We start from the raw sequence: 24,559 nt of genomic DNA on the forward strand, positions 1-24,559 counted from the left end.
ATACAGCGGAGGATGCGGGATTTGAACCCGCGAGGGCTGTTAACCCAACCCGCGTTCCAGGCGAGCGCCATAGGCCACTAGGCGAATCCTCCGTGGTCATGGTAGCCGTTGGACCGCGCAGAGTGCCTCCGGCACCTGCCTCCGCCGCTGACGAGTCGCCAAGAACAGGTCGGCGGCCAGGTACTACACTCGCCGATGGACCCCGCGCGGCGTCTATCCTGTGAACTCCCCCAGGGCCGGAAGGCAGCAAGGGTCAATGGGCTCTGTCGGGTGCGCGGGGTCCCCTTCATGTCACGACGGTGAAAGGGCCGCATGGCTTCGCTCGATTCCCTCAGCCCTGAAGATCTGTCGGCGGTGCACGCGCGCCACCAGCAGGAGTACGCGGGGCTACAGGCCAAGAAGCTGTCGCTCGACCTGACCCGAGGGAAACCGTCACCCGAGCAGCTCGACCTGTCCAACCGGCTACTGAACCTGCCCGGAGACGAATTCAAAGACCCGGAGGGCACCGACACCCGCAACTACGGCGGTTTGCACGGACTGCCGGGTCTGCGCGGAATCTTCGCCGAGTTGTTGGGCCTTCCGGTGCAGAACCTGATCGCCGGCAACAACGCCAGCCTGGAATTCATGCACGATGTCGTCGTCTACTCCATGCTGCACGGTGGCGTGGATTCGCCGCGGCCCTGGATACAAGAGCCGGCCGGCGTCAAATTCCTGTGTCCGGTGCCCGGATACGACCGTCACTTCGCCATCACCGAGACCCTGGGCATCGAGATGATCCCGGTTCCGATGCTCGAAGACGGTCCGGATGTCGACCTGATCGAGGAGCTGGTGGCGGTCGACCCGGCCATCAAAGGCATGTGGACGGTGCCGGTGTTCGGCAACCCCACCGGGATCACCTACTCGTGGGAAACCGTGCGCCGGCTGGTGCAGATGCAGACCGCGGCCCCCGACTTCCGCCTGTTCTGGGACAACGCCTACGCAGTGCACACGCTGACCCACGACTTCACCCGTCAGGTCGATGTCCTCGGCCTGGCCACCAAGGCCGGCAACCCCAACCGGCCCTACATCTTCGCCTCCACGTCCAAGATCACCTTCGCCGGCGCCGGGGTGAGCTTCTTCGGCGGGTCGCTGGGCAACATCGCGTGGTATCTGCAGTACGCCGCCAAGAAATCGATCGGCCCGGACAAGGTGAATCAGCTCCGGCACCTGCGCTTCTTCGGGGATGCGGACGGGGTGCGCCTGCACATGCTGCGCCACCAGCAGATTCTGGCGCCGAAGTTCGCGCTGGCGGCCGAGATCCTGGAGCAGCGGCTCGGCGGGTCGAAGATCGCCTCCTGGACCGACCCCAAGGGCGGCTACTTCATCAGCCTCGACGTCCTGCCCGGCACCGCGCGCCGCACCGTCGCCCTGGCCAAGGACGCCGGCATCGCCGTGACCGAGGCCGGCGCATCCTTCCCGTACCGCAAGGATCCCGACGACACCAACATCCGGATCGCGCCGTCGTTCCCGTCACTGACAGATTTACGCAACGCGGTAGACGGGCTCGCTACCTGCGCGCTGCTGGCCGCCACCGAATCGCTGCTGGCGGTCAGGGCCGCCGCAGGCTGACGACGGCGACGTCGTCGTCAGTGGCACCCATCACTGATGCCATCGCCGACCAGATCCGCGACGCGGAGGCGTTGCCGACCCGGGTGAGAGTTTCGGCCAGGCGGTCCAGACCGGCATCGATCGGTTCGCCCCGGCGTTCCACCAAGCCGTCGGAGTACATCACCAGCCCCTGGCCGGGCCCGATGGTGAACGTGCTCGAGGCGTAGGTCACCCCGCGGATGCCGATCGGCGGCGAAAGCTGGACCGAGGCCGCCAGCACCCGCGGATTCGTCAGGTACGGCATCAGGTGGCCGGCGCACGCCGCCTCAACGAGCCCCGAATCGAGGTCAATCCGCGCCACGATGACGGTCGCGAACGCGCCGGGCAACATGTGCACCGAGAAGTCGTTCAGTTGGTTCAGGGCTTCGGCCGGCGTGGCGCCGCCGAACAGCTGCGCGCGCAGCGCGTTGCGCAGTTGCGCCATGGTGCCGGCCGCCGCGACACCGTGACCCGCGACGTCGCCGAGCAGCAGGATCAGCCGGCCGTCGCGCAGCTCGAACGCGTCGTACCAGTCGCCGCCGACGTTGTCGCCCGCCGCCGGCTCGTAGTGCGCCGACAGCTGCCAGCTGTCCAGCTTCGGGATCGATTCCGGCAGCAGACTGCGCTGCAGGGTCTCGGCCATGCGCAACGCGCCGCGCGTGCGGCGGTACAGCGATTCGACCAGGTGGCGGCGCAGCGATTCGGCAGAATCCGCTTCGCTGGGCGTCCACGCCTCGCTGCGTTCCCGCACGATCTCGCGCCACCGCTCGAAAGACTTTCGCGGGCTGAGCCGGATGCCGTCGCTGCCCTCGCGGATCGCGATGGCCTTGTTGTGCGGGTCGCCGCCCCAGTCGACTGACCGCTGGACCTCGCGGCGAAACCAGATCGCGTACTGTCCGTCGGGCAGGTTGAGAGCGAGCGCCCCGGCGACGAGCTTCGGGTCGAGATCCAGCGCCGACAACTCCTGGGTCAGGCACTCGGTACTGGCGACCTCCTCGCCCGCGCCGCGGGCCCACGCCGCGACCATGGATGCGACCTCCGGCGGCGGCACCGCCCCGATGACCCGGTATTCACCCTGGATGTTGACGACGACTCCGTCAGCTGGCACCAGGTCGAGCAGGTTCGGCGCGCCGAGCAGCGCCGCCGCCAGGGACTCGCTGTCGTCCAGCGTGGCCGCAATCAATTTCGTCAGCACCGCATTAGCAGCTAACCGCTGGTGCAACTGGTCGTCTTCGAACCGGTCGACCAGTCGCAGCGACAGGGTCGAACCAAGGAACTCCGCCGCCACCCGGGTGCCGTACGGCGGCAGGTGTGGCCCGGCGTAGTGGTGGCAGGCGATCAGGCCCCACAGCCGGCCGTGTCGTAGCAACGAGATCGACATGGACGCGTGCACACCCATGTTCTGGAGGTACTCGATGTGGATAGGGGAGACGCTGCGCAACGTGGCATAGGTGAGGTCCAACGGTTGGCCGCCGGCGGGGTCGATCGCGGGGACCAGGGGAGCCGGCGTGTAGTTGACGTCGGAGATGAGCCGAATCCAGTTCTTCTCATACAACGCCCGCGCCTGGGCCGGGATATCGGTCGAGGGGTAGTGCAGGCCGAGAAAAGAGTTGAGGTCGTCGCGCCTGGATTCGGCGACCACCTCGCCGTTGTAGTCCTCGTCGTACCGGTACACCATCACGCGGTCGAAGCCAGTGAGCGCGCGGACCGATTCCGCGGTGGTGTCATACAGTTCGGTGAGCGTGGTGGCCCGGTTCAGCTCCTCGACGGAGTTGCGTACCGCCTGGTACGTGTTCGGAAACGAAAACGGGCGTTCGCCGTACGCGATCTCGAGTTCAACCAGCAGGATCCCGCCCGGCTCGCGGCGCAGGATGACGTCGAACGCCCGCGTTTCGCCGCCGACATCGATATCGCACTCGAGCGGGTTGCGTTGCCGGAGATCGCCGAAAGTCGACGCCGTCTGCTCGACCCGGGCGGCTTGGGCGGTGCCGATCAGATTCGACAGCGGCCGGTCCAGCACGGCCTCGGTAGGGCGGCCGAGCAAATCCGCGACGTTGGCGCTGACCTGGCGCACCACGAAGTCGGGTTCATGCACCACCGCCAGCACCCCGCGCGGCTGGATGCTGCCGGGAATGTGGATCGGCTCCCGGGCGCAGTTCTCCAGGTCGATGGGGGTGCCGACCGGCACCAGATCGTTGTTGATCACACGATCAACCCCGTTGTGTGCGTGACGTGCACGTCCCACATGTCATCAATAGACTCCTCGCTGCGCAACGCTCCTGTGAGGTGCAGCAGTGACTGGTGAGTGCCACCGGCTTTCGTCGAATCATGATTGCCCGAATCAATTACTACAGGGATTGACGGGGCGACCAATTTTCAACCCCGCTCAGGCCACGAGTGGTCCGCGCCACTCCGCGGCGCGATCACGCGCGACTCCGCGGCGCGCATCGTCACCGGGCGTGGTTGATTGCCCGCCTCCTCCTCGCGCCACTCCGCCGCGCGATCACGCGCGACTCCGCGGCGCGCATCGTCACCGGGCGTGGTTGATTGCCCGCCTCCTCCTCGCGCCACTCCGCCGCGCGATCACGCGCGACTCCGCGGCGCGCATCGTCACCGGGCCAAAGTAGCCTGCTCACCGTGGCCCTCTACCGCAAGTATCGACCGGCAACCTTCGCCGAAGTGGTGGGGCAGGAACACGTCACTGAACCGCTGTCGGTGGCCCTGGAAGCGGGCCGGATCAACCACGCGTACCTGTTTTCCGGGCCGCGCGGTTGCGGGAAGACGTCGTCGGCGCGGATCCTGGCCCGCTCGCTGAACTGTGCGCAGGGTCCCACCGCCACTCCCTGCGGTGTCTGCGATTCCTGCCAGGCGCTGGCACCCAACGCCCCGGGCAGCATCGACGTGGTCGAGCTGGACGCGGCCAGCCACGGCGGCGTCGACGACACCCGCGAGCTGCGCGACCGCGCCTTCTACGCGCCTGCTCAGTCGCGCTACCGGGTGTTCATCGTCGACGAAGCCCACATGGTGACCACCGCGGGCTTCAACGCGCTGCTGAAAATCGTCGAAGAACCACCCGAGCACCTCATCTTCATCTTCGCCACCACCGAACCGGAGAAGGTGCTTCCGACGATTCGGTCGCGCACCCACCACTATCCGTTCCGGTTGCTGCCGCCGCGCACCATGCGCGGCCTGATCGCCCGGATCTGCGAACAGGAGCGTGTCGTCGTCGACGACGCGGTGTATCCGCTGGTCATCCGGGCCGGCGGCGGTTCGCCACGGGACACCCTTTCGGTGCTGGATCAGCTGGTAGCCGGTTCCGACGGGGGCCGGGTGACCTACCAGCGGGCGCTGGGGTTGCTGGGGGCCACCGACGTCGCCCTGATCGATGACGCCGTCGACGCGCTGGGCGCCGGCGACGCCGCGGCACTGTTCGGTGCGGTCGAATCGGTGATCGATGCCGGGCACGACCCCCGGCGCTTCGCCACTGATCTGCTGGAGCGGTTCCGCGACCTCATCCTGCTGCAGGCGGTGCCGGACGCTGTGTCCCGCGGCGTGGTGGACGCACCCGAGGACGTGCTGGAACGCATGCGCGAACAGGCCGCACGGATCGGGCCGGCGACCCTCACCCGCTACGCCGAGGTGGTGCAGGCCGGGCTGGGGGAGATGCGCGGCGCGACGGCGCCGCGGTTGCTGTTGGAGGTGGTGTGCGCGCGGCTGCTGCTGCCGTCGGCCTCGGACGCCGAGTCGGCGCTGCTGCAGCGGGTCGAACGCATCGAGACCCGGCTGGCCATCTCGGTACCGGCAGCGGAGGCCGCGACGTCCACCCCGCCTGCGGTTGCCCGCCCCGCGGTGACGCCGGTGCGCCGGTCTGCTGCGCCGCAGGTGGCGCGCCCGGCCGCAGCACCTGACCCCCCGGTTCGGCCGGAACCCGCCCCCCGGCCGGCGGCTCGACCCGAACCCGCGCCCGAGCGCAAACCCGCGCCCGAGCGCAAACCCGAGCCGGCCGCGGCGCCCGGTGAACTCAACGCGACCGCGGTCCGCAGCATGTGGCCCACCGTGCGCGACAAAGTCCGTGAGCGCAGTCGCACCACCGCGGTGATGCTGGCGGGCGCCACCGTCCTTGCCTTGGAGGGCGACACGCTGGTGCTGACGCACGAAGCGGCGCCGCTGGCCAGACGGCTGTCGGAACAGCGCAACGCCGACGTGATCGTCGAGGCACTCAAAGACGCGCTCGGAGTCAACTGGCGGGTGCGCTGCGAAGCCGGCCCACCGGCCGGGGCCGATATCAGCGTCGCTGCGCCGACAGTGGCCGAGCCGGACCCGGCGCCCGACACCTCAGCGCGCGACGACGAGGAGAGCATGCTCGCCGAAGCCGGCCGCGCTGACCCCGCAGAACCACGGCGCGACCCCGAAGAGGTTGCCCTGGAGCTGTTGCAGAACGAGCTGGGTGCCCGCCGCATCGACGGGTAGCGATCACCGCCACCTATATCGTGGTCCTACACAATCGACACGAAGGAGTTGCACCCGATGGGACAGGTAAGGGCAGCCAGCACGATCTTGATCAACGCTGAGCCTGACGCCGTGCTCAGTGCGGTCGCCGATTACGAGAAGGTCCGCCCCACGATCCTGCCCTCGCAATACAGCGAGTACCAGGTGCTGCAGGGCGGCCAGGGCCGCGGCACCGTCGCCAAGTGGCGGCTGCAGGCAACCGAGTCGCGGGTGCGCAACGTCCAGGTCGACGTGGACGTCGCCGGTCACACCGTCATCGAGAAAGACGCCAACTCATCGATGGTCACCAACTGGACGGTCGCACCGGCCGGACCCGGGGCCAGCGTCACCGTCACGACCACCTGGACCGGCGCCGGCGGGATCAAGGGTTTCTTCGAGAAGACATTCGCGCCGCTGGGGCTGAAGAAGATTCAGGCTGAGACGCTGCAGAACCTGAAAGGTGCCATAGAAGGGCGTGGCTAGCGGGCCTGGCCCTGGGTGGCCAGAAACCCTGCGACGCCGCGGACCAGCGCGTCGGCGTACTTCTGGCGCCCCTCCGCTGACTCCATCAACGCCGAATCCGCCGGGTTCTTCATGTTGCCCAGTTCGACCAGGATCGACGGATACTGCGCCAGGTTCAATCCGGTCAGGTCCGAACGTCCGTACAGGCCACTTTGGCCGATGTAGGTGGCGGGCGTCAGTCCCGACGCTTGGAGTTGGTCCCGCATCACCCGGGCGAACTGCACCGATGGTCCGGATTGGGCCGCGTTGAGCGGCGGCGACGAATAGTTGACGTGGAATCCGCGCCCGGAGGCCGGTCCGCCGTCCGCGTGCAGGCTGACGACGGCGTTGGGGTGCAGTGCGTTAGCCATGTTGGCGCGTTCGTCGACGCAGGGACCCAACGCGTTGTCGTTGCCGCGGGACATGGCGGTCCGCACGCCCAGCGCGTTCAAAGCGGCCCGCAACCGCAGGGCGGTGTCCCACGTAAAGGTGTGTTCGGCATATCCGCTGTTGCTCGACGTGCCACTGGCCTGGCAGTCTTTCGTGCCGCCGCGACCGGTGGGTACCTGACGGCTGATCGACGCGTCATTGGCGCCATTGTGGCCGGGATCAATGAACACGACCATGCCGGCCAGGCTGCCCGGGGCTGCGCCGGCGGCGGGCAGCAACGGCTCGGCGAACGGTGCCACCGCGGCTACCAGCATCCCCAACAACAGGGCCACCCCGACACGAAGGCACATCCGTACGTCCACTGCGCCAAGGTAACGCGGTGCGGACTACGCTGAAGTTTTCGAATCGCCCGACACCCGCAGGCGAAACCAACTCGAGACCAAGATGCGAGGGGACTGTCATGCAACCCGGAGGCGATATGTCGCAGCTGCTGGCTCAGGCGCAGCAGATGCAGCAGAAACTGCTCGAGGCTCAGCAACAGCTGGCTAATTCCGAGGTGCATGGTCAAGCCGGTGGCGGGCTGGTCGAGGTCGTCGTCAAAGGCAGCGGCGAGGTCGTCGGCGTCAAGATCGACCCGAAGGTCGTCGACCCCAACGACATCGAGACCCTGCAGGACCTGATCGTCGGGGCGATGGGTGACGCATCCAAGCAAGTCACTCGGATGGCTCAGGAGCGGCTCGGTGCGCTGGCAGGTGGGATGCGTCCGCCCGCACCGTCCGCACCGTCCGCGCCTCCTGCGCCGCCGGGTACGCCGCCCGGTGCGCCGGGTGTGCCGGGCCTGTAGACCGGCCGCATGTTCGAAGGGCCCGTCCAGGATCTGATCGACGAACTCGGCAAGCTGCCGGGCATCGGACCCAAGAGCGCGCAACGCATTGCTTTCCACCTGCTGTCGGTCGAGCCACCGGAGATCGATCGGTTGACCGCCGTGCTGGGCAAGGTTCGGGACGGAGTTCAGTTCTGCGCGGTATGCGGCAACGTGTCCGACGACGAACGGTGCCGGATCTGTGCCGATCCGCGCCGGGACGGTTCGCTGGTGTGCGTCGTGGAGGAGCCCAAGGACATTCAGGCCGTGGAGCGCACCCGGGAGTTCCGCGGCCGCTACCACGTGCTGGGCGGGGCGCTGGACCCGCTGTCCGGCATCGGCCCTGAACAGCTGCGGATCCGGGAGTTGCTGACCCGGATCGGCGAGCGAGTGGACGGCGTCGACATCGCCGAGGTGATCATCGCCACCGATCCCAACACCGAGGGCGAGGCCACCGCCACCTACCTGGTGCGGATGCTGCGCGACATCCCCGGCCTCACAGTGACGCGGATCGCCTCAGGCTTGCCGATGGGCGGCGATCTGGAATTCGCCGACGAGCTGACCTTGGGGCGCGCACTCATCGGCCGCCGCGCGATGGTCTAACGCGCCGACAGCCGCTCGCGACGCAGCAGGTCCACCTCCGGAAGCTGTAGCGGCGACAGCTCGCCTACTACTTTGCTCAGCAGCAGATCGGCGAGTTCGGGGTTGCGGGCCAGGCACGGGCCGTGCATGTAGGTCGCGATGACGTTGCCCTGCACCACCCCGTCGAATCCGTCGCCCGCCCGGTTGCCGGCACCCTTGACCACCGCACTCAACGGCCTGGCCAGGGAACCAAGATCTGTTCCGCCCCGGTGGTTCTCAAAGCCGGTGAGGCGTTCGGTCAGACCGGGCAGCAGAGGTTTGGCCACCAGTTCGCCGATGGTCCGCACCTGCTGCGGCGATGTCGTCGCATCCAGCATTCCGACACCGTCGACCCGTTCGCCCGACGACGTCTCATACCAGTGCCCCAGCACCTGCACGGCCGCGCAGATCGCCAGCACAGGGGCGCCGCGGTCGGCCGCCCGCTGCAGGCCGGGGTGGCGGATCAGGTGGCGGGTGGCCAGGCGTTGCGCATAGTCTTCCGCGCCGCCGAGGGTGTAGAGGTCCAATGAATCCGGGACCGGGTCGGCCAGGGTGATCTCGACAATCTCGGCCGGGATATCGCGCAGCAGTAGCCGTTGCCGCAACACCACGGCGTTGCCGCCGTCGCCGTAGGTGCCCATCACGTCGGGCAACACCAGCCCGATCCGCACGCGGGATTCAGCCATTGCGGGCCAACCTCCGGTTGAGCTGCAGGAAGGCGGTGTAGTTGGCGACTACCTCCACCCGGCCGGGTGGACACGACGCGATGGCTGCCACCGTGTCGTGCACCAGGGTGTGCTTGACGCCCGCGTACCCCAGCCGCACCGCGAGGTCGGTGCCCCGCTCGCCTGCCGCGACAACGGCGGTGTTCTCGAAGTGCTCGAACCGGACGTCCCACAGCCAGGACAGATCCTCCCCGTCCGGCACCTGTCCGTTGACCGCGATCACCACACCGTCGGCGTGCTTGTCGACCATCGACAACGCTTCCTGCCAGCCGGCCGGGTTCTTGGCCAGCAGGATCCGCGCCTCGTGCGCGCCCACCCGCACCGTCCGGTACCGCCCGGCGACCTCGTCGACCCCGGCCACCGCCGCGACCGCGTCGGCGGGGTCGGCGCCCAGCGCGACGGCGGCCGCCACCGCCTGCGCCGCGTTGCCCCTGTTCACCGCGCCGGGCAGGCCCAACTGCATCGGCAACGCCAGCCCGTCGGGCCCGTATAGCGTCTCCTCGTCGAACCACCACTGCGGGCTGGGCCGTTTGAAGTCGGCACCGGTGGAATACCAGTGACCCCGGTCCCGGACGATGACCTCACCGCTGCGCGGGCAACTCACCGAGTCGTTGGCCCACGATCCGCCCGCAGCCACCCAGACCACGTCCGGGCTGTCGTACGCGGCCGACGTCATCAGCACGTCGTCGCAGTTGGCCACGACGACCGCCGTGGGATGGCGGGCCAGCCCGGCGCGCAGGGTGCGTTCGATGACGTTGATCTCGCCGACCCGGTCCAGCTGGTCGCGGGACAGGTTGAGCAGCACGATGGCGGCCGGTTCGACCGCGTCCGACACGTGCGGCACATGCATCTCGTCGACTTCCAGGGCGGCCAACCCGGCCCGACGGTCGGCGGCCAGCGCCGCCACCAGGCCGGCGTCCATGTTGGCGCCTTCGGCGTTGGTGGCCACCGCCCCGAGCGTGCTCAGCGCGGCAGCGGTCATCCGGGTGGTCGTGGACTTGCCGTTGGTGCCGGTCACGATGACGGTGCGCCGACCCACTCCGAGTTGCCGCAGCACCGAGCGGTCCAGCGTCATCGCGACCAGGCCACCGATCATCGCGCCGGCCCCGCGACCGGTGACGCGCGACGCCCACCGCGCACTTGCTCCGGCGGCAAGGGCCAGTCGTGCGCGAGCGGTGATCACCCGGGGAAGTTTAAGGCGATCGCAAGCGCGGCGCTTTTCCGGGCGAAGCGGGTCGCCGTCAGAAACCGAGCCGATCGCAAGCGCGGCGCTTTTCCGGGCGAAGCGGGTCGCCGTCAATCATGTTCAGCGCCGACACGGCGCGCTGCTTTGTCGGCGATGTCGGCCGGGCGTGCCATCCTCGACCCATGAACCGGATGTCCTGGGGCCGGCCCGCCCGAGAGCAGGACGGGGGATGGGCCGTCATCGACGTCGAGACTTCGGGCTTTCGCCCAGGTCAGGCCCGGGTCATCAGTATCGCCGCACTGGGTCTCGATCAGTTCGGGCAGGTCGAGCAGTCAGTGGTCAGCCTGCTCAACCCGGGCGTGGACCCGGGTCCTACGCATGTGCACGGACTGACCCCCACGATGCTCGAGGACCAGCCGCAATTCGCCGACATCGTCGACGACGTGATCGAGGTGTTGCGCGGCCGCACCCTGGTGGCCCACAACGTCGCATTCGACTATTCGTTCCTGGCGGCGGAGGCCGAGATGGCCGGGGCCGAACTGCCGATCGACTCAGTCATGTGCACGGTCGAGTTGGCCCGACGCCTGGAACTCGGCGTGCAGAATCTGCGGCTGCAGACGTTGGCCGCGCACTGGGGTGTGACTCAGGAACGCCCGCATGACGCGTTCGACGATGCGATGGTGTTGACCGAAGTGCTCGCCGCTGCCCTGCAGCGGGCGCGGGCCCGCGACATCTGGCTGCCCGTGCGCCCGGTGACCCGGCGCTGCTGGCCGAACGGGCGGGTCACCCATGACGAGCTGCGACCGCTCAAAGCGCTGGCTGCCCGGATGCCCTGTCCTTATCTGAACCCGGGTCGCTACATCTCGGGCCGGCCACTGGTACAGGGCATGCGGGTGGCGCTGGCGGCCGAGGTCGGCCGCACCCACGAGGAACTGGTCGAGCGGATCCTGCACGCCGGGTTGGCCTACAGCGATGACGTCGACCGCGAGACTTCGCTGGTGGTATGTAACGACGCCGCACCGGAGCACGGCAAGGGCTATCACGCCAGGCAGTTGGGGGTCCCGGTGGTGCCCGACGCGCTGTTCATGGACAGCGTCGAGTCCGTCGTCGGTGGCCGGAGCATGGAGCACTTCGTCGACGCCACCGCGGACGACGAGCAGTTCGTTCTGTTCTGACGTCGTGCCGAATGTGCGGCAAATCGCGGTTCGACGTTTCGTACCGCAGCCTCCGGGCTATTCAACACATGTAAGAGAGAGACTCGAAACGCTTATCCGGTAAGCGATTTCGACCGGGGACTCACTCTTCAGCTAACAAACCGCAAACCCGGCCCGACCCCCGACCCCCCAGGGCCGGGTTTGCCCTGTGGAACGCAATTCTCAGCGGGAGGCCCGGTTCACCGCTGACACCACCGCCCGTAGCGATGCCGTGGTGATCGACGGGGCGATCCCGACACCCCACACCGTCTTTCCGGCGACCGAAGCCTCGACATACGCCGCGGCCTGCGCGTCGTCACCGGCGCTCATCGCGTGCTCGGAATAGTCCAGCACCGCCACGTCGAATCCGACGGTCCCCAGCGCGTCGATGAACGCGGCAAGTGGGCCGTTTCCGGCGCCGCTGATCTCGGTCTCCACCCCGTCGATCTTGACCGTGGCCGCAATGGTGGTGGTGCCGGTGTCTTCTTCGGACGCGTCCACCCGCTGCTTGACCCGTTCCAGCGGCAGGACCGGGGCGAGGTACTCCTCGGAGAACGCTTCCCACATTTCCTTGGGCGATACTTCACCGCCGTCCCCGTCCGCCATTTTCTGAATGACCTGGGAAAACTCGATCTGCAGCCGGCGTGGCAGGGCCAGGCCGTGGTCGGCCTTCATGATGTAGGCCACGCCGCCCTTGCCGGACTGCGAGTTGACCCGGATCACCGCCTCGTAGGTGCGACCCACGTCCTTGGGGTCGATCGGCAGATACGGCACCTGCCACAACATGTCCTCGACGTCCGAGTTCGCGGCATCGGCATCGACCTTCATCTGGTCCAGCCCCTTGTTGATGGCGTCCTGATGGCTACCCGAGAACGCGGTATAGACCAGGTCGCCACCATAGGGATGGCGTTCGTGGACCGGCAGCTGATTGCAGTACTCCACCGTGCGGCGGATCTCGTCGATGTTGGAGAAGTCGATTTGGGGGTCCACGCCGCGGGAGAACAGATTCAGGCCCAGCGTGACCAGGCACACGTTCCCGGTGCGTTCGCCGTTGCCGAACAGGCATCCCTCGATCCGGTCGGCACCGGCCTGGTAGCCGAGTTCGGCTGCGGCGACGGCGGTTCCGCGGTCATTGTGCGGGTGCAGGCTCAGGATGACGGAGTCGCGACGCGCCAAGTTCCGGCTCATCCACTCGATCGAGTCGGCGTAGACGTTGGGTGTGGCCATCTCCACGGTGGCTGGCAGGTTGAAGATGATCGGGTTGTCCGGCGTCGGCTGGATGACAGCACCCACGGCGTCGCACACGTCGCGGGCGTACTCCAGCTCGGTTCCGGTGTAGGACTCCGGCGAATATTCGAAGCGCCACCGGGTTCCCGGGTACTTGGCCGCTTCCTCGACGCACTTGCGCGCGCCGTCGGTCGCGATGGCCTGCACCGCGTCCCGGTCGGCGCGGAACACCACCCGGCGCTGCAGGATCGACGTCGAGTTGTAGAAGTGCACGATCGCCTGCGGCGCGCCGTCGCACGCGAGGAAGGTGCGTTCGATCAATTCGGGACGACACTGGGTCAGCACCTGAATGGTGACGTCGTCCGGGATGGCGCCGTCGTTGATGATCTCGCGGACGAAGTCGAAGTCGGTCTGGCTGGCTGAGGGGAAACCGACCTCGATCTCCTTATAGCCCATCCGGACCAGCAGATCGAACATGCGCCGTTTGCGGGCCGGACTCATCGGGTCGATCAACGCCTGATTTCCGTCGCGCAGGTCGACGGCACACCACAGCGGTGCGTGCTCGATGACGCGGTCGGGCCAGGTGCGGTCGGTCAGCCGGATCGGCTCGACCTCGTCGGCGAACGGGCGGTAGCGGTTGACCGGCATCGATGTGCCGCGTTGCGGGTTCCAGGCGGGCTGACCGGACCGCGGCGGGCCGGCGGGTTTGATGACGGTGCGGGCCGATACGTAGGCATCGGATGAATTGGGATTAGTCACGGTGGGTGCTCCAGGGGGTGTGAATGAGGAACCTCAGACCGGCGCATCGCGAAACACCCGCGACGGGAAGCCGGTCTGGATCAGACCCCGTCGCGGCGTCCGAGAAGGAGCACCCGCTGCACGTGCTGAACTCTACCGCGGTCGGCCCGATCACCAAAACCGCATGGATTCACCTTTGTAGCGGGCTCTTCAGCCAATCCCAGTCCAACCCCACCAGTCCGGCCACCCAGCCGAAACTGCCCAGCAGCCACAATGTCGCAACCGTCACGGCGGCGGTGAGCAATGTCGCGGCGGCCCGTACCGCCGGATGCTGCCGGCCAAGCCACTGCATGACAGCGTCGTAGCGACCACGGACGTACTTCAGCAGCCGCCGGAAAACGTCGAACTCGGTGGCCAGCACGGCCAGCCCCAGGAACACGATCGCCCAGCCCGGTCCCGGATAGGGGATGGCGATGATCCCCACTGTCAGTAGCGCCACGCCTACGACGCCCACCAGGATGCGGTAGCCGAAATCCACCGTGGGCCACTCCCGCAGCCGATCCCGTGCCCGGCCCAATCGGCGCCTGACCGGCTTGTGCTCCTTGCTCACCCCTGCACCGTATCGACTACGCGTCGATGTAAATCGAGATGCGTCGCCGCGTATCCTGTTGTGGACTTAGAGCCGGTTAAGTAATCCCAGACAGGACAATTCAGTGGCGCTCGTCGTGCAGAAGTACGGCGGATCCTCGGTGGCTGACGCCGACCGGATTCGTCGCGTTGCCGAGCGGATCGTGGAGACCAAGAAGCAGGGCAATGACGTCGTCGTAGTGGTGTCCGCGATGGGCGATACCACCGATGACCTGCTCGACCTGGCCCAACAGGTCTGCCCGGTGCCCCCGCCGCGCGAACTCGACATGCTGCTGACCGCGGGTGAGCGCATCTCCAATGCGCTGGTAGCCATGGCGATCGAGTCGTTGGGCGCCCACGCCCGCTCGTTCACCGGTTCGCAGGCCGGTGTCATCACCACCGGCACGCACGGCAACGCCAAAATCATCAACGTCACGCCCGGCCGGTTGCAGGCCGCGCTGGACGAGGGCCGGATCGTCCTGGTGGCCGGCTTCCAGGGTGTCAGCCAGGACACCCGCGACGTCACCACGCTGGGTCGCGGCGGGTCGGACACCACGGCGGTCGCGCTGGCTTCGGCGCTCGGCGCCGACGTCTGCGAGATCTACACCGATGTAGACGGCATTTTCAGCGCCGACCCGCGGATCGTCCCTAATGCCCGCAAGCTCGACACCGTCACCTTCGAGGAGATGCTCGAGATGGCGGCCTGCGGGGCCAAGGTGCTGATGCTGCGGTGCGTCGAATATGCCCGCCGTTACAACCTGCCAGTGCATGTTCGGTCGTCCTACTCGGACCGGCCAGGCACCGTCGTCGTCGGATCGATCAAGGACATCGCCATGGAAGACCCCATCCTGACCGGAGTCGCGCACGACCGCAGCGAGGCCAAGGTAACCATCGTCGGGATCCCCGACATCCCCGGCTATGCGGCCAAAGTGTTCCGAGCCGTCGCCGACGCCGACGTGAACATCGACATGGTGTTGCAGAACGTGTCCAAGGTGGAGGACGGCAAGACCGACATCACCTTCACCTGCGCTCGCGACAGCGGGCCGACCGCGGTGGCCAAGCTGGACTCGCTCAAAGACGAGATCGGCTTCCTGCAACTGCTCTACGACGACCACATCGGCAAAGTGTCGCTGATCGGAGCCGGTATGCGCAGCCACCCCGGCGTCACCGCGACGTTCTGTGAGGCGCTGGCCGCGGTCGGCGTCAACATCGAGCTGATCTCCACCTCTGAGATCAGGATCTCAGTACTGTGCCGCGACACCGAACTGGACAAGGCCGTCGTGGCGTTGCACGAAGCCTTCGGCCTGGGCGGCGAGGAGGAGGCGACGGTGTACGCGGGGACGGGCCGGTAGATGGGCCTGTCGATTGGTGTAGTCGGCGCCACCGGCCAGGTAGGCCAGGTGATGCGAACCCTGCTCGAGGAGCGGGATTTCCCGGCCGAATCCGTGCGGTTCTTCGCCTCGGCCCGCTCCCAGGGCCGCAAGCTACCGTTCCGGGGCCAGGAGATCGAGGTCGAGGACGCCGAAACCGCGGACCCGACCGGCCTGGACATCGCGCTGTTCTCCGCCGGGGGAGCCATGTCGAAGGTGCAGGCGCCGCGGTTCGCCGCGGCCGGAGTGACGGTGATCGACAACTCCTCGGCCTGGCGCAAGGACCCCGATGTGCCGCTGGTGGTTTCTGAAGTGAATTTCGAACGGGATGCCGGTAATCGCCCGAAAGGCATCATCGCCAACCCGAACTGCACCACGATGGCCGCGATGCCGGTCCTCAAAGTGCTGCATGACGAGGCGCAGCTGACCCGTTTCGTCGCGTCGTCCTACCAGGCGGTTTCGGGCAGTGGCCTGGCCGGGGTCGAGGAACTTGCCACCCAGGCGCGTGCGGTGATCGACGGCGCCGAGCAGTTGGTGCACGACGGACGTGCGGTCGATTTTCCCCCGCCGAGCAAGTACGTCGCCCCGATCGCGTTCAACGTGGTGCCGCTGGCGGGGTCCCTGGTCGACGACGGCTCCGGGGAGACCGACGAGGACCAGAAGCTGCGTTCGGAGAGCCGCAAGATCCTGGGCATTCCGGACCTGCTGGTCAGCGGCACCTGTGTACGGGTCCCGGTGTTCACCGGGCACTCGCTGTCCATCAACGCCGAGTTCGCCCGACCACTCTCCCCCGAGCGGGCGCGCGAACTGTTGGACGGCGCGGCGGGGGTCAAACTGGTCGACGTGCCCACCCCGCTGGCCGCCGCCGGTGTCGACGAGTCCCTGGTCGGCCGGATCCGCCACGACCCCGGCGTCCCGGACGGGCGCGGACTGGCGCTGTTCATCTCCGGGGACAATCTGCGCAAGGGCGCCGCGCTGAACACCATTCAGATCGCGGAGCTGCTGGCTGCGCAGTCATAGCTGCTACATAGCTTGCCCATAGCGGTCACTACTGGTTGGCCCGGCATCATCCATTTCATGAGCCAAATTTCTGACATCCCGCCCACTACGACCACCACCGCGGTCGCCCCTGCAGAACGCGTCGAACACCGCACGCCGAAGGTCTTCAAGGCCGCGGCTTGGGTCGCCATCGTCGCCGGCATCGTGTTCATCGTCTCGGTCATCTTCTTCACCGGATTCCGGCTGGGCCTGGCCGCCGGGCACGGCGGCGGCCATCACCGCCACCACAAGCACCACCCGGCGATGTTCCATCGCTCGGGTTACCCCGGGGGCGGGGCCCCGTCAGTTGCCCCCGGCAACGGGCCCGGCGGTCCCGGCCAGGTACCTCCCTCGGTCTCGCCGTCCACCACGGTCGCCCCGACTCCCGGTCGCTGACTCTCGGCATAATCGACGCCCGGCGCTCGTCAGAGCGCCGGGCTTCATCAATTCACGGCAACTTTGTTGCCGCATCCCTTTACGGTGCCGCGGACCTAGGCAATATTCGAAGATGTGAGTGATACCGCCCTGCCGCCGACTTCCACCGCCTCGACCGACACCGCCCCGCCACCCCCGCCGGCGCGCCACTACGAAAAACCGCCGCCCCTCTTCCGGGTTGCCGCGTGGGTGGTGATCGTCGCCTGCATCACGTTCATCGCCTCGACCCTGTTCTTCGCCGGGGCGATGGTGGTCGGCGCCGGCAAGTGCCACCACCATCACCGCCATCACCACGGCATGTTCCAGCCCGGTGGTCCGGGTTGGCAACCCGGACCTCCGCCGCCTGGGATGGGGCCCGGCTTCCCGCCCGGGGGTCCCAGTGGTCCGCCAGGTCCGGGTCAGTCCCCGAATACCTCCGGACCCGGCGCGCCGTCCACCAGTGCGCCCGGGCGCTAGCCGTCTTTCTCGAATAACTTTGCAGCCCTTGAGTTTTCCGTTAACAGCCCAGTTACAGGAGATAACGTAATGACGGAGCGTTACACCACCACCGACGGTGGCAGCCCGGCACCCAGCGACAAGGAGTCGTTGTCCATCGGTCCGGACGGCCCACTGCTGCTGCAGGACCACTACCTGATCGAGCAGATGGCGCAATTCAACCGGGAGCGCATCCCGGAGCGTCAGCCCCACGCCAAAGGCGGCGGCGCGTTCGGCCAGTTCGAGGTGACCAACGACGTGAGCCAGTACACCCGGGCCGCGGTATTCCAGCCGGGTGCCAAGACCGAGATGGTGGCCAGGTTCTCGACGGTGGCCGGCGAGCGCGGCAGCCCAGACACCTGGCGCGACCCCCGTGGCTTCGCGCTGAAGTTCTACACCAGCGAAGGCAACTTCGACATGGTCGGCAACAACACCCCGGTTTTCTTCATTCGCGACCCGTTGAAGTTCCAGCACTTCATCCGGTCCCAGAAGCGGCTCCAGGCAAGCAATGTGCGCGACCACAACATGCAGTGGGACTTCTGGACTCTCACGCCGGAGTCGGCGCATCAGGTGACGTGGTTGATGGGGGATCGCGGTATCCCGAAGAACTGGCGGCACATGAACGGATACAGCAGCCACACCTACAGCTGGATCAACGCCAACGACGAGATCTTCTGGGTGAAGTATCACTTCATCACCGACCAGGGCATCGACTTCCTCACGCAGGAGGACGCCGACCGGCTGGCCGGTGAGGACGGCGACTATCACCAGCGCGATCTGTACGACAGCATCGAGGCCGGAAACTTCCCCAGCTGGACGCTCAAGATGCAGATCATGCCGTTCGAGGAGGCCAAGACCTACCGGTTCAATCCCTTCGACCTCACCAAGGTGTGGCCGCACGGCGACTACCCGCTGATCGACGTCGGCAAGATGACGCTGAACCGCAACGTCACCGACTATCACGCCGAAATGGAGCAGGCGGCGTTCGAGCCCAACAACATCGTGCCGGGCACCGGGTTGAGCCCGGACAAGATGTTGCTGGGCCGGGGTTTCTCCTACGCCGACGCGCACCGGGCCCGGTTGGGCGTCAACTACAAGCAGATTCCGGTGAATTCGCCTCACGTTGAAGTCAACAGCTATTCCAAGGATGGGGCGATGCGGATCAAGAATGCGTCCGACCCGGTGTATGCGCCCAATTCGTTCGGTGGGCCGCACGCAGATCCGCGTCGCGCTGCCGAGGTGCGCTGGTTCGCCGACGGCGAGATGGTCCGCTCGGCGTACACGCTGCGGCCGGAGGACGACGACTGGGGCCAGGCCGGCACCCTGGTCCGCGACGTTCTCGACGACGCCCAGCGGGATCGGTTGGCGCATAACATCATCGGGCATGTCTCTGATGGTGTGAAGGAGCCGGTCCTGTCGCGGGTGTTCGAGTACTGGCGAAACGTCGACCCCGACTTGGGCAAGAAGGTGGAGGAGGGCGTGCGGGCGAATCTGGGTTGACGCCGGTATTCCGGGGCCAGCTCGAGGGGCCGCCAGGCCGAGCGGCCGGACGGAAATTGGGTACATGTTTAACCCGTGCACTCCAACCGTGCGGGAATATGTCGGCGCCGTCTGGAAGATGAAGTGATGGTGGTTGTCGTAATCACCGTTGCGAATCAGCTGGGTTCCGGAGGGATGGTGCTATGACCCGGACCGCCGGCACCGCCGCCGCGTTGTCGCTCGATGCCGAGCTGGACAGCTCGGCCGCGGTTGCGCAGCTCATCGCCGATGAATGCCTGGTGGACGGTCCGCTCGGGCGGGTCGGTCTGGAGGTCGAGGCACACTGCTTCGACCCCGCCGATCCGGCCCGTCGTCCGAGCTGGGGGGAGATCTCCGGCGTGCTCGATTGGCTGGGTCCGCTCCCGGGCGGCAGTGCGGTCACCGTGGAACCCGGTGGTGCGGTGGAACTTTCCGGTCCGCCGGCCGACGGCGTGCTGAACGCGATCGACGCGATGCGCCGCGATCAGGCGGTATTGCGGGCAGCTGTCGCCGAGGCGGGGCTGGGATTGGTGTTTCTGGGCACCGACCCGTTGCGGTCACCGGCCAGGATCAATCCCGGCGCACGGTACCGGGCCATGGAGCAGTTTTTCGCAGCCAGTGACAGTGGGGCGGCCGGCGCGGCCATGATGACCTCGACGGCGTCGATCCAGGTCAATCTGGACGCCGGCCCGGAGTCAGGCTGGGCGGGTCGGGTGCGGCTGGCCCATGCCCTGGGGCCGACCATGATCGCGATCGCCGCCAACTCCCCGATGCTCAATGGCGAGTTCTCGGGCTGGCAGTCCACCCGGCAGCGGGTCTGGGGCCAGATGGACTCCGCGCGGTGCGGGCCGGTGCTCGGGGTCAGCGGCGACGATCCCGGCACCGACTGGGCACGGTACGCGCTGAAGGCGCCGGTGATGCTGGTCCGAAGTCCGGGATCCCAGCAGGCATCCCCGGTTACGCACTATGTGCCGTTCACCGACTGGGTGGACGGGCGGGTTCTGCTTGACGCGCGCCGCCCCAACCTCGCCGACCTGCAGTATCACCTGACCACGCTGTTTCCGCCGGTGCGGCCGCGGCGATGGCTGGAGATCCGTTACCTCGACAGCCTCCCCGCGAACATCTGGCCGGCGCTGGTGTTCACCCTGGTCACTCTCCTCGATGATCCTGTGGCGGCACAGCTCGCAGCTGAGGCTGTCGAGCCGGTGGCCACCGCGTGGGACACCGCGGCCCGGGTCGGGCTGCTTGACCGGCGCCTGTACACCGCGGCCAACCGCTGTGTCGCGATCGCCGCCGAGCGCGCGCCAGCCGCGCTCGCTCCGGCGGTGCAGCGGCTGCTACTCGACGTTGAACTCGGGCGATGTCCCGCCGACGACTTCGCCGACCGGGTGATCGAACACGGCATCGCCGCCACGGTCACCCGGTTGGCGCAGGGTGACTCGTGATCGCACGCGACCGGCTCGCCGAGGATCTGGAGCGGGCACGGACACGCACCCTGCGGCTGGTGGACTTCGATGACGACGAACTGCTGCGCCAGTACGACCCGCTGATGAGTCCGCTGGTGTGGGACCTGGCCCACATCGGCCAGCAGGAAGAACTGTGGCTCTTGCGCGGCGGCGACGTGCGGTGTCCAGGCACCCTGCCCCCGGAGATCGAGGGGCTGTACGACGCTTTCGTGCACTCCCGCGCCAGCCGGGTCGATTTGCCGTTGCTGTCCCCGGCCGAGGCCCGGTCCTACTGCCGCACCGTGCGGGCGGCCGCGTTGGACGCGCTGGATGCGCTCCCCGAGGACGCCGGCGACTTTCAGTTCGGCCTGGTCATCAGCCATGAGAACCAGCACGGCGAAACCATGCTGCAGGCCCTCAACCTGCGCACCGGTGCGCCGCTGCTGGCGAACGCCACCGTGCTGCCGACGGGCCGGGCCGGCTTGCCGGGAACGTCGGTGCTGGTGCCTGCCGGGCCGTTCGTGCTGGGTGTGGACGCCGCGACGGAGCCGCACTCGCTGGACAACGAACGTCCCGCGCACGTCGTGGAGGTGCCGGGCTTCCGGATCGGCCGGGTGCCGGTCACCAACGGCGAATGGCGGCACTTCGTCGACGACGGCGGCTACGCGGATCCGCGCTGGTGGTCGCGCCGCGGTTGGCAACACCGGCAGCAGGCGGGTCTGCAGGCGCCGCAGTTCTGGAGTCCGGACGGCCGGACGCGAACCCGGTTCGGCTATGTCGAGCACATTCCCGCGGACGAACCAGTTCAGCACGTCAGCTACTTCGAGGCCCAGGCCTACGCGGCGTGGGCCGGTGCCCGGCTGCCCACCGAAATCGAATGGGAGAAGGCCTGCGCCTGGGATCCCGCGACCGGCTCGCGCCGCCGCTACCCCTGGGGAGATGACGAGCCCTGCGCCCGACGCGCCAACCTCGGCGGGGAGTCCCTGCGTCCGGCACCCGTCGGCGCCTACCCGTCCGGCGCGTCGGCATACGGCGTCGAGCAGATGCTCGGGGATGTCTGGGAGTGGACTAGTTCGCCGCTGCGCCCGTGGCCCGGTTTCGTGCCGATGATTTATGAGCGTTACTCCCAACCGTTCTTCGACGGGGACTACCGGGTGCTGCGCGGCGGGTCCTGGGCGGTGGCGCCGTCCATCCTGCGGCCGAGCTTTCGCAACTGGGATCACCCCTACCGTCGGCAGATCTTCTCCGGTGTGCGCCTTGCGTGGTCGGTCTGATGTGCCGTCATCTGGGGTGGTTCGGAACGTCCGTCAGCGTCGCTTCGCTGGTGCTCGATCCGCCGCAGGCTCTGCGGGTGCAGTCCTATGCGCCGCGCCGCCAGCAGCACGGGTTGATGAACGCGGACGGCTGGGGCGTGGGCTTTTTCGACGGTGACACGCCGCGACGCTGGCGCAGCGCGGCCCCGTTGTGGGCAGACCCGTCGTTCGCGTCGGTGGCGCCGGCGTTGCACAGCCATTGCGTGGTGGCGGCGGTGCGTTCGGCGACCATCGGTATGCCCATCGAGCCGAGTGCGACAGCGCCGTTCACCGACGGCCAGTGGTTGCTCTCGCATAACGGCGTGGTCGACCGGACGGTGCTGCCTGCGACTGGTGCGGCCGAATCCGTGTGCGACAGTGCGGTTCTCGCCGCATATGTGTTCGCCCAGGGGGTAGACACTCTGGCTCAGACCATCGTCGAGATCGGTACCGCCGATCCGCTGGCCAGACTGAACATCCTGGCCGCCAACGGTTCGCGTCTCATCGCCACTGCGTGGGGTGACACGCTGTCCATCCTGCGTCGCGGCGACGGCGTCGTGCTGGCCAGCGAACCCTACGATGACGACCCGGATTGGGAAGACGTGCCCGACCGCCATCTGGTGGAGGTCGACCACGGCGGTGTGACCGTCGTAGCGCTCAACCGCCCGAAAGGAATCTGATGACGCTCACGCTATCGAACCATCTCGCAGCCGACGCGGCCCTGCGCGCGTTGCGCCGTGACGTGTTCGCCGGTCTGCAGCAGACACCGAAATCGTTGCCGCCCAAGTGGTTCTACGATGCGGTCGGCAGCGAGTTGTTCGACCAGATCACCCGGTTGCCGGAGTACTACCCGACCCGGGCCGAGGCCGCGATCCTGCGCGCCCGCGCTGCCGAAATCGCCGCGGCCAGCCAGGCCGACACATTGGTCGAACTGGGCAGCGGAACCTCGGAGAAGACCCGGCTCCTGCTCGACGCGTTGCGCGCAGGTGGGGCGCTGCGCAGCTTCGTACCGTTCGACGTCGATGCCAGCGTGCTGTCCGGGGCTGCCGCCGCCATTCAGCGTGAATACGCGGGCATCGAGATCAACGCCGTGTGCGGGGATTTCGAAGAGCACCTGACCGAGATCCCCTCCGGTGGCCGGCGGTTGTTCGTGTTCTTGGGCTCCACAATCGGCAATTTGACGCCGGGCCCGCGCTCGGACTTCCTGACGGCGCTTTCCGGGGTGATGCGTCCCGGTGACAGCCTGCTGTTGGGTACCGATCTGGTGAAGGACACCGCCCGGTTGATCAGAGCCTACGACGACGCCGCGGGTGTCACCGCTCAGTTCAACCGCAACGTGCTGGCGGTGATCAACCGCCAGCTCGCCGGGGATTTCGACGTCGACGCCTTTGAGCACGTCGCGCGGTGGAACGCCGAGGAGGAACGCATCGAGATGTGGCTGCGCTCGACCCGACCCCAGCGGGTCCGCGTTGGTGCGCTCGACCTGACCGTCGACTTCGACGCGGGCGAAGAGATGCTGACGGAGGTGTCGTGCAAGTTCCGCCCGGATGCGGTCGAAGCCGAATTGGCCGCCGCCGGCCTGCGCCGGCTGCGGTGGTGGACCGACGACGCGGGTGACTTCGGTTTGTCGCTGGCCGTTAAATGACGTCGCTGCAGCAGCTTTGGCGAGATTCCCGGCCGCCGGCGGCCGGGTTGCACCTGGACAGCGCTGCCTGTTCGCGGCAGAGTTTCGCCGCGCTGGACGCTGCGGCGCGGCACGCCGTGCACGAGGCGGAGGTCGGCGGATACGTCGCTGCTGAGGCCGCGACGTCGGTCCTGGACGCCGGGCGTGTCGGCGTCGCAACCCTGTGCGGGGCGCTCGATGCGGAGGTGGTGTTCACCACCGGGTCGTTGCACGCGCTGGATCTGCTGCTGAGCAGTTGGCCGGCCGACCGCAGGGTGCTGGCCTGCCTGCCCGGTGAGTACGGGCCGAACCTGACCGTGATGGCCGCGCACGGGTTCGAGGTGCGTCAGCTGCCGACGCTGGACGACGGCCGGCTGGCGATCGACGACGCGGCTTTCGACCTGGAGGAGAACCCCCCGGACCTGGTGCATCTCACCCCGGTGGCCAGCCACCGCGGCACGGTGCAACCGCTGGCGATGGTGGCCGAGTTGTGCCGGGAGCTGAGTTTGCCGCTGGTGGTGGATGCCGCTCAGGCACTGGGTCAGATCGACTGCGCGGTGGGTGCCGACGTCACCTATGCGTCGTCGCGCAAATGGCTCGCCGGGCCGCGGGGCGTTGGCGTGCTTGCGGTGCGACCCGATCTGATGCAGCGGTTGACGCCGCGGGTGCCGGGCGCGGAGCTCGGCTTTGGTGAGGCGAATGTCGCGGCGCGCGTGGGTTTCTCGGTGGCGGTAGGGGAGTACCTGGCCTGTGGGCCGGAGTCGGTGCGTGCCGGGTTGGCGGACCTCGGCGCGGCGGCGCGGTCGCTGTTGGCCGATGTCGACGGTTGGCTGGTGATCGAGGAGGTGAACGAAGCCAGCGCGATCACCACGCTGCTGCCGGTCGACGGCGCTGACGTCGAAGCGGTGCGGGCCTGGTTGCTGGCCGAGCGAGGCATCCTGACCACCTATGCTGGGCTGCCGCGTGCCCCATTGGAGTTGACCGCGCCCGTACTGCGCATTTCGCCGCACCTGGACACCACGGCCGAAGATCTGGAGATGTTCGCCGAATCGCTGATCGAAGCGACTGCGGCGACCACCGCCGACTAGACATACCGCGAAGTTTGGCCGGAGCATTTGATCCATCCAAAAGGTCCCGGGA

At 67.7% G+C, this 24,559-nt stretch carries 22 protein-coding genes, 1 tRNA gene and 1 other RNA gene; 17 read left to right on the forward strand and 7 right to left on the reverse strand.

Going from position 1 to position 24,559, the window contains the following annotated elements:
• Positions 1 to 6 precede the first annotated feature (6 nt).
• A tRNA-Ser gene (locus AC5Y5Z_RS11570) sits at positions 7 to 92 on the reverse strand.
• Between the two features lie 102 nt (positions 93 to 194).
• On the opposite strand from AC5Y5Z_RS11570, the gene ffs reads away from it, so the two are divergent.
• An RNA gene (ffs, locus tag AC5Y5Z_RS11575) (signal recognition particle sRNA small type) lies at positions 195 to 289 on the forward strand.
• 23 nt (positions 290 to 312) lie between these two features.
• The gene (locus AC5Y5Z_RS11580) at positions 313 to 1,608 is read left to right on the forward strand and encodes an aspartate aminotransferase type Ic (RefSeq protein WP_499925213.1); all 1,296 of its coding nucleotides are present in this window, start codon (positions 313 to 315) and stop codon (positions 1,606 to 1,608) included.
• Here AC5Y5Z_RS11580 and AC5Y5Z_RS11585 read toward each other — a convergent pair.
• The gene (locus AC5Y5Z_RS11585; RefSeq protein WP_499925214.1) at positions 1,589 to 3,832 is read right to left on the reverse strand and encodes a SpoIIE family protein phosphatase; all 2,244 of its coding nucleotides are present in this window, start codon (positions 3,830 to 3,832) and stop codon (positions 1,589 to 1,591) included. The two genes, AC5Y5Z_RS11580 and AC5Y5Z_RS11585, sit on opposite strands and share 20 nt — an antisense overlap.
• Positions 3,833 to 4,263: 431 nt before the next feature.
• On the opposite strand from AC5Y5Z_RS11585, the gene AC5Y5Z_RS11590 reads away from it, so the two are divergent.
• Together AC5Y5Z_RS11590 and AC5Y5Z_RS11595 are read left to right on the forward strand one after the other, a co-directional pair.
• Complete coding sequence (locus AC5Y5Z_RS11590; protein WP_499925216.1) at positions 4,264 to 6,096, forward strand: DNA polymerase III subunits gamma/tau; 1,833 nt, start codon at positions 4,264 to 4,266, stop codon at positions 6,094 to 6,096.
• Positions 6,097 to 6,153: 57 nt separating this feature from the next.
• Positions 6,154 to 6,597 (forward strand): SRPBCC family protein, encoded by a 444-nt coding sequence (locus AC5Y5Z_RS11595; RefSeq protein ID WP_463826029.1) that lies wholly within the window; start codon positions 6,154 to 6,156, stop codon positions 6,595 to 6,597.
• Here AC5Y5Z_RS11595 and AC5Y5Z_RS11600 read toward each other — a convergent pair.
• A complete protein-coding gene (locus tag AC5Y5Z_RS11600; protein ID WP_499925218.1) occupies positions 6,594 to 7,355 on the reverse strand; it encodes an Rv3717 family N-acetylmuramoyl-L-alanine amidase in 762 nt (253 codons plus the stop codon). The two genes, AC5Y5Z_RS11595 and AC5Y5Z_RS11600, sit on opposite strands and share 4 nt — an antisense overlap.
• A 110-nt stretch (positions 7,356 to 7,465) precedes the next feature.
• On the opposite strand from AC5Y5Z_RS11600, the gene AC5Y5Z_RS11605 reads away from it, so the two are divergent.
• Together AC5Y5Z_RS11605 and recR are read left to right on the forward strand one after the other, a co-directional pair.
• Positions 7,466 to 7,849, forward strand: coding sequence for a YbaB/EbfC family nucleoid-associated protein (locus AC5Y5Z_RS11605; RefSeq protein WP_499925220.1), 384 nt, complete (start codon positions 7,466 to 7,468; stop codon positions 7,847 to 7,849).
• A 9-nt stretch (positions 7,850 to 7,858) separates the two neighbouring features.
• Entirely contained in the window at positions 7,859 to 8,470 is a 612-nt protein-coding gene (gene recR, locus AC5Y5Z_RS11610) for a recombination mediator RecR (protein WP_463826027.1), read from the forward strand.
• On the opposite strand, the gene AC5Y5Z_RS11615 is transcribed toward recR, so the two are convergent.
• Complete coding sequence (locus AC5Y5Z_RS11615) at positions 8,467 to 9,174, reverse strand: type 1 glutamine amidotransferase (RefSeq protein ID WP_473140326.1); 708 nt, start codon at positions 9,172 to 9,174, stop codon at positions 8,467 to 8,469. The genes recR and AC5Y5Z_RS11615 overlap by 4 nt on opposite strands.
• Positions 9,167 to 10,396, reverse strand: coding sequence for a Mur ligase family protein (locus tag AC5Y5Z_RS11620; protein WP_463826025.1), 1,230 nt, complete (start codon positions 10,394 to 10,396; stop codon positions 9,167 to 9,169). Before AC5Y5Z_RS11620 ends, AC5Y5Z_RS11615 begins: the two co-directional genes overlap by 8 nt.
• A gap of 185 nt (positions 10,397 to 10,581) precedes the next feature.
• On the opposite strand from AC5Y5Z_RS11620, the gene AC5Y5Z_RS11625 reads away from it, so the two are divergent.
• Positions 10,582 to 11,574, forward strand: a complete 993-nt coding sequence (locus tag AC5Y5Z_RS11625) for a DEDDh family exonuclease (protein ID WP_499925222.1) — start codon at positions 10,582 to 10,584, stop codon at positions 11,572 to 11,574.
• 201 nt (positions 11,575 to 11,775) lie between these two features.
• On the opposite strand, the gene leuA is transcribed toward AC5Y5Z_RS11625, so the two are convergent.
• Entirely contained in the window at positions 11,776 to 13,578 is a 1,803-nt protein-coding gene (leuA, locus tag AC5Y5Z_RS11630; RefSeq protein WP_499925224.1) for a 2-isopropylmalate synthase, read from the reverse strand.
• Between the two features lie 169 nt (positions 13,579 to 13,747).
• A complete protein-coding gene (locus tag AC5Y5Z_RS11635; RefSeq protein WP_463826022.1) occupies positions 13,748 to 14,167 on the reverse strand; it encodes a TIGR02611 family protein in 420 nt (139 codons plus the stop codon).
• A 103-nt stretch (positions 14,168 to 14,270) separates the two neighbouring features.
• Between AC5Y5Z_RS11635 and AC5Y5Z_RS11640 the strand changes: the two genes are divergently transcribed.
• The 10 genes from AC5Y5Z_RS11640 (at position 14,271) to egtE (ending at position 24,507) form a co-directional block, all read left to right on the forward strand.
• Entirely contained in the window at positions 14,271 to 15,536 is a 1,266-nt protein-coding gene (locus tag AC5Y5Z_RS11640; protein WP_463826021.1) for an aspartate kinase, read from the forward strand.
• Positions 15,537 to 16,574, forward strand: a complete 1,038-nt coding sequence (locus tag AC5Y5Z_RS11645; RefSeq protein WP_499925227.1) for an aspartate-semialdehyde dehydrogenase — start codon at positions 15,537 to 15,539, stop codon at positions 16,572 to 16,574. It abuts the gene before it with no gap.
• Between the two features lie 57 nt (positions 16,575 to 16,631).
• Positions 16,632 to 16,988: a hypothetical protein gene (locus tag AC5Y5Z_RS11650; protein WP_473140321.1), complete on the forward strand. Its 357-nt coding sequence runs from the start codon at positions 16,632 to 16,634 to the stop codon at positions 16,986 to 16,988.
• A gap of 114 nt (positions 16,989 to 17,102) precedes the next feature.
• Complete coding sequence (locus tag AC5Y5Z_RS11655; protein ID WP_499925229.1) at positions 17,103 to 17,483, forward strand: hypothetical protein; 381 nt, start codon at positions 17,103 to 17,105, stop codon at positions 17,481 to 17,483.
• Between the two features lie 69 nt (positions 17,484 to 17,552).
• On the forward strand, positions 17,553 to 19,001 hold the full coding sequence (locus AC5Y5Z_RS11660; RefSeq protein WP_463826017.1) for a catalase: 1,449 nt from the start codon (positions 17,553 to 17,555) through the stop codon (positions 18,999 to 19,001).
• Positions 19,002 to 19,183: 182 nt separating this feature from the next.
• Positions 19,184 to 20,464 (forward strand): ergothioneine biosynthesis glutamate--cysteine ligase EgtA, encoded by a 1,281-nt coding sequence (egtA, locus tag AC5Y5Z_RS11665; protein ID WP_463826016.1) that lies wholly within the window; start codon positions 19,184 to 19,186, stop codon positions 20,462 to 20,464.
• Complete coding sequence (egtB, locus tag AC5Y5Z_RS11670; RefSeq protein WP_499925230.1) at positions 20,461 to 21,738, forward strand: ergothioneine biosynthesis protein EgtB; 1,278 nt, start codon at positions 20,461 to 20,463, stop codon at positions 21,736 to 21,738. Before egtA ends, egtB begins: the two co-directional genes overlap by 4 nt.
• Complete coding sequence (gene egtC, locus AC5Y5Z_RS11675) at positions 21,738 to 22,436, forward strand: ergothioneine biosynthesis protein EgtC (protein ID WP_463826014.1); 699 nt, start codon at positions 21,738 to 21,740, stop codon at positions 22,434 to 22,436. Before egtB ends, egtC begins: the two co-directional genes overlap by 1 nt.
• Complete coding sequence (egtD, locus tag AC5Y5Z_RS11680) at positions 22,436 to 23,401, forward strand: L-histidine N(alpha)-methyltransferase (RefSeq protein ID WP_463826013.1); 966 nt, start codon at positions 22,436 to 22,438, stop codon at positions 23,399 to 23,401. The genes egtC and egtD overlap by 1 nt, the downstream gene beginning before the upstream one ends.
• A complete protein-coding gene (gene egtE / locus AC5Y5Z_RS11685; RefSeq protein WP_499925232.1) occupies positions 23,398 to 24,507 on the forward strand; it encodes an ergothioneine biosynthesis PLP-dependent enzyme EgtE in 1,110 nt (369 codons plus the stop codon). Before egtD ends, egtE begins: the two co-directional genes overlap by 4 nt.
• Positions 24,508 to 24,559: the final 52 nt, after the last annotated feature.

It is taken from the genome of Mycobacterium sp. NGS29 (genome assembly GCF_059812965.1).

Coding starts and splice junctions, on each gene's coding strand:
- AC5Y5Z_RS11580 (WP_499925213.1), top strand. CDS start 313: ATGGCTTCGCTCGATTCCCTCAGCCCTGAAGATCTGTCGGCGGTGCAC.
- AC5Y5Z_RS11595 (WP_463826029.1), top strand. CDS start 6,154: ATGGGACAGGTAAGGGCAGCCAGCACGATCTTGATCAACGCTGAGCCT.
- AC5Y5Z_RS11600 (WP_499925218.1), bottom strand. CDS start 7,355: ATGTGCCTTCGTGTCGGGGTGGCCCTGTTGTTGGGGATGCTGGTAGCC.
- AC5Y5Z_RS11605 (WP_499925220.1), top strand. CDS start 7,466: ATGCAACCCGGAGGCGATATGTCGCAGCTGCTGGCTCAGGCGCAGCAG.
- recR (WP_463826027.1), top strand. CDS start 7,859: ATGTTCGAAGGGCCCGTCCAGGATCTGATCGACGAACTCGGCAAGCTG.
- AC5Y5Z_RS11615 (WP_473140326.1), bottom strand. CDS start 9,174: ATGGCTGAATCCCGCGTGCGGATCGGGCTGGTGTTGCCCGACGTGATG.
- AC5Y5Z_RS11625 (WP_499925222.1), top strand. CDS start 10,582: ATGAACCGGATGTCCTGGGGCCGGCCCGCCCGAGAGCAGGACGGGGGA.
- AC5Y5Z_RS11645 (WP_499925227.1), top strand. CDS start 15,537: ATGGGCCTGTCGATTGGTGTAGTCGGCGCCACCGGCCAGGTAGGCCAG.
- AC5Y5Z_RS11650 (WP_473140321.1), top strand. CDS start 16,632: ATGAGCCAAATTTCTGACATCCCGCCCACTACGACCACCACCGCGGTC.
- AC5Y5Z_RS11660 (WP_463826017.1), top strand. CDS start 17,553: ATGACGGAGCGTTACACCACCACCGACGGTGGCAGCCCGGCACCCAGC.
- egtA (WP_463826016.1), top strand. CDS start 19,184: ATGACCCGGACCGCCGGCACCGCCGCCGCGTTGTCGCTCGATGCCGAG.
- egtC (WP_463826014.1), top strand. CDS start 21,738: ATGTGCCGTCATCTGGGGTGGTTCGGAACGTCCGTCAGCGTCGCTTCG.
- egtD (WP_463826013.1), top strand. CDS start 22,436: ATGACGCTCACGCTATCGAACCATCTCGCAGCCGACGCGGCCCTGCGC.
- egtE (WP_499925232.1), top strand. CDS start 23,398: ATGACGTCGCTGCAGCAGCTTTGGCGAGATTCCCGGCCGCCGGCGGCC.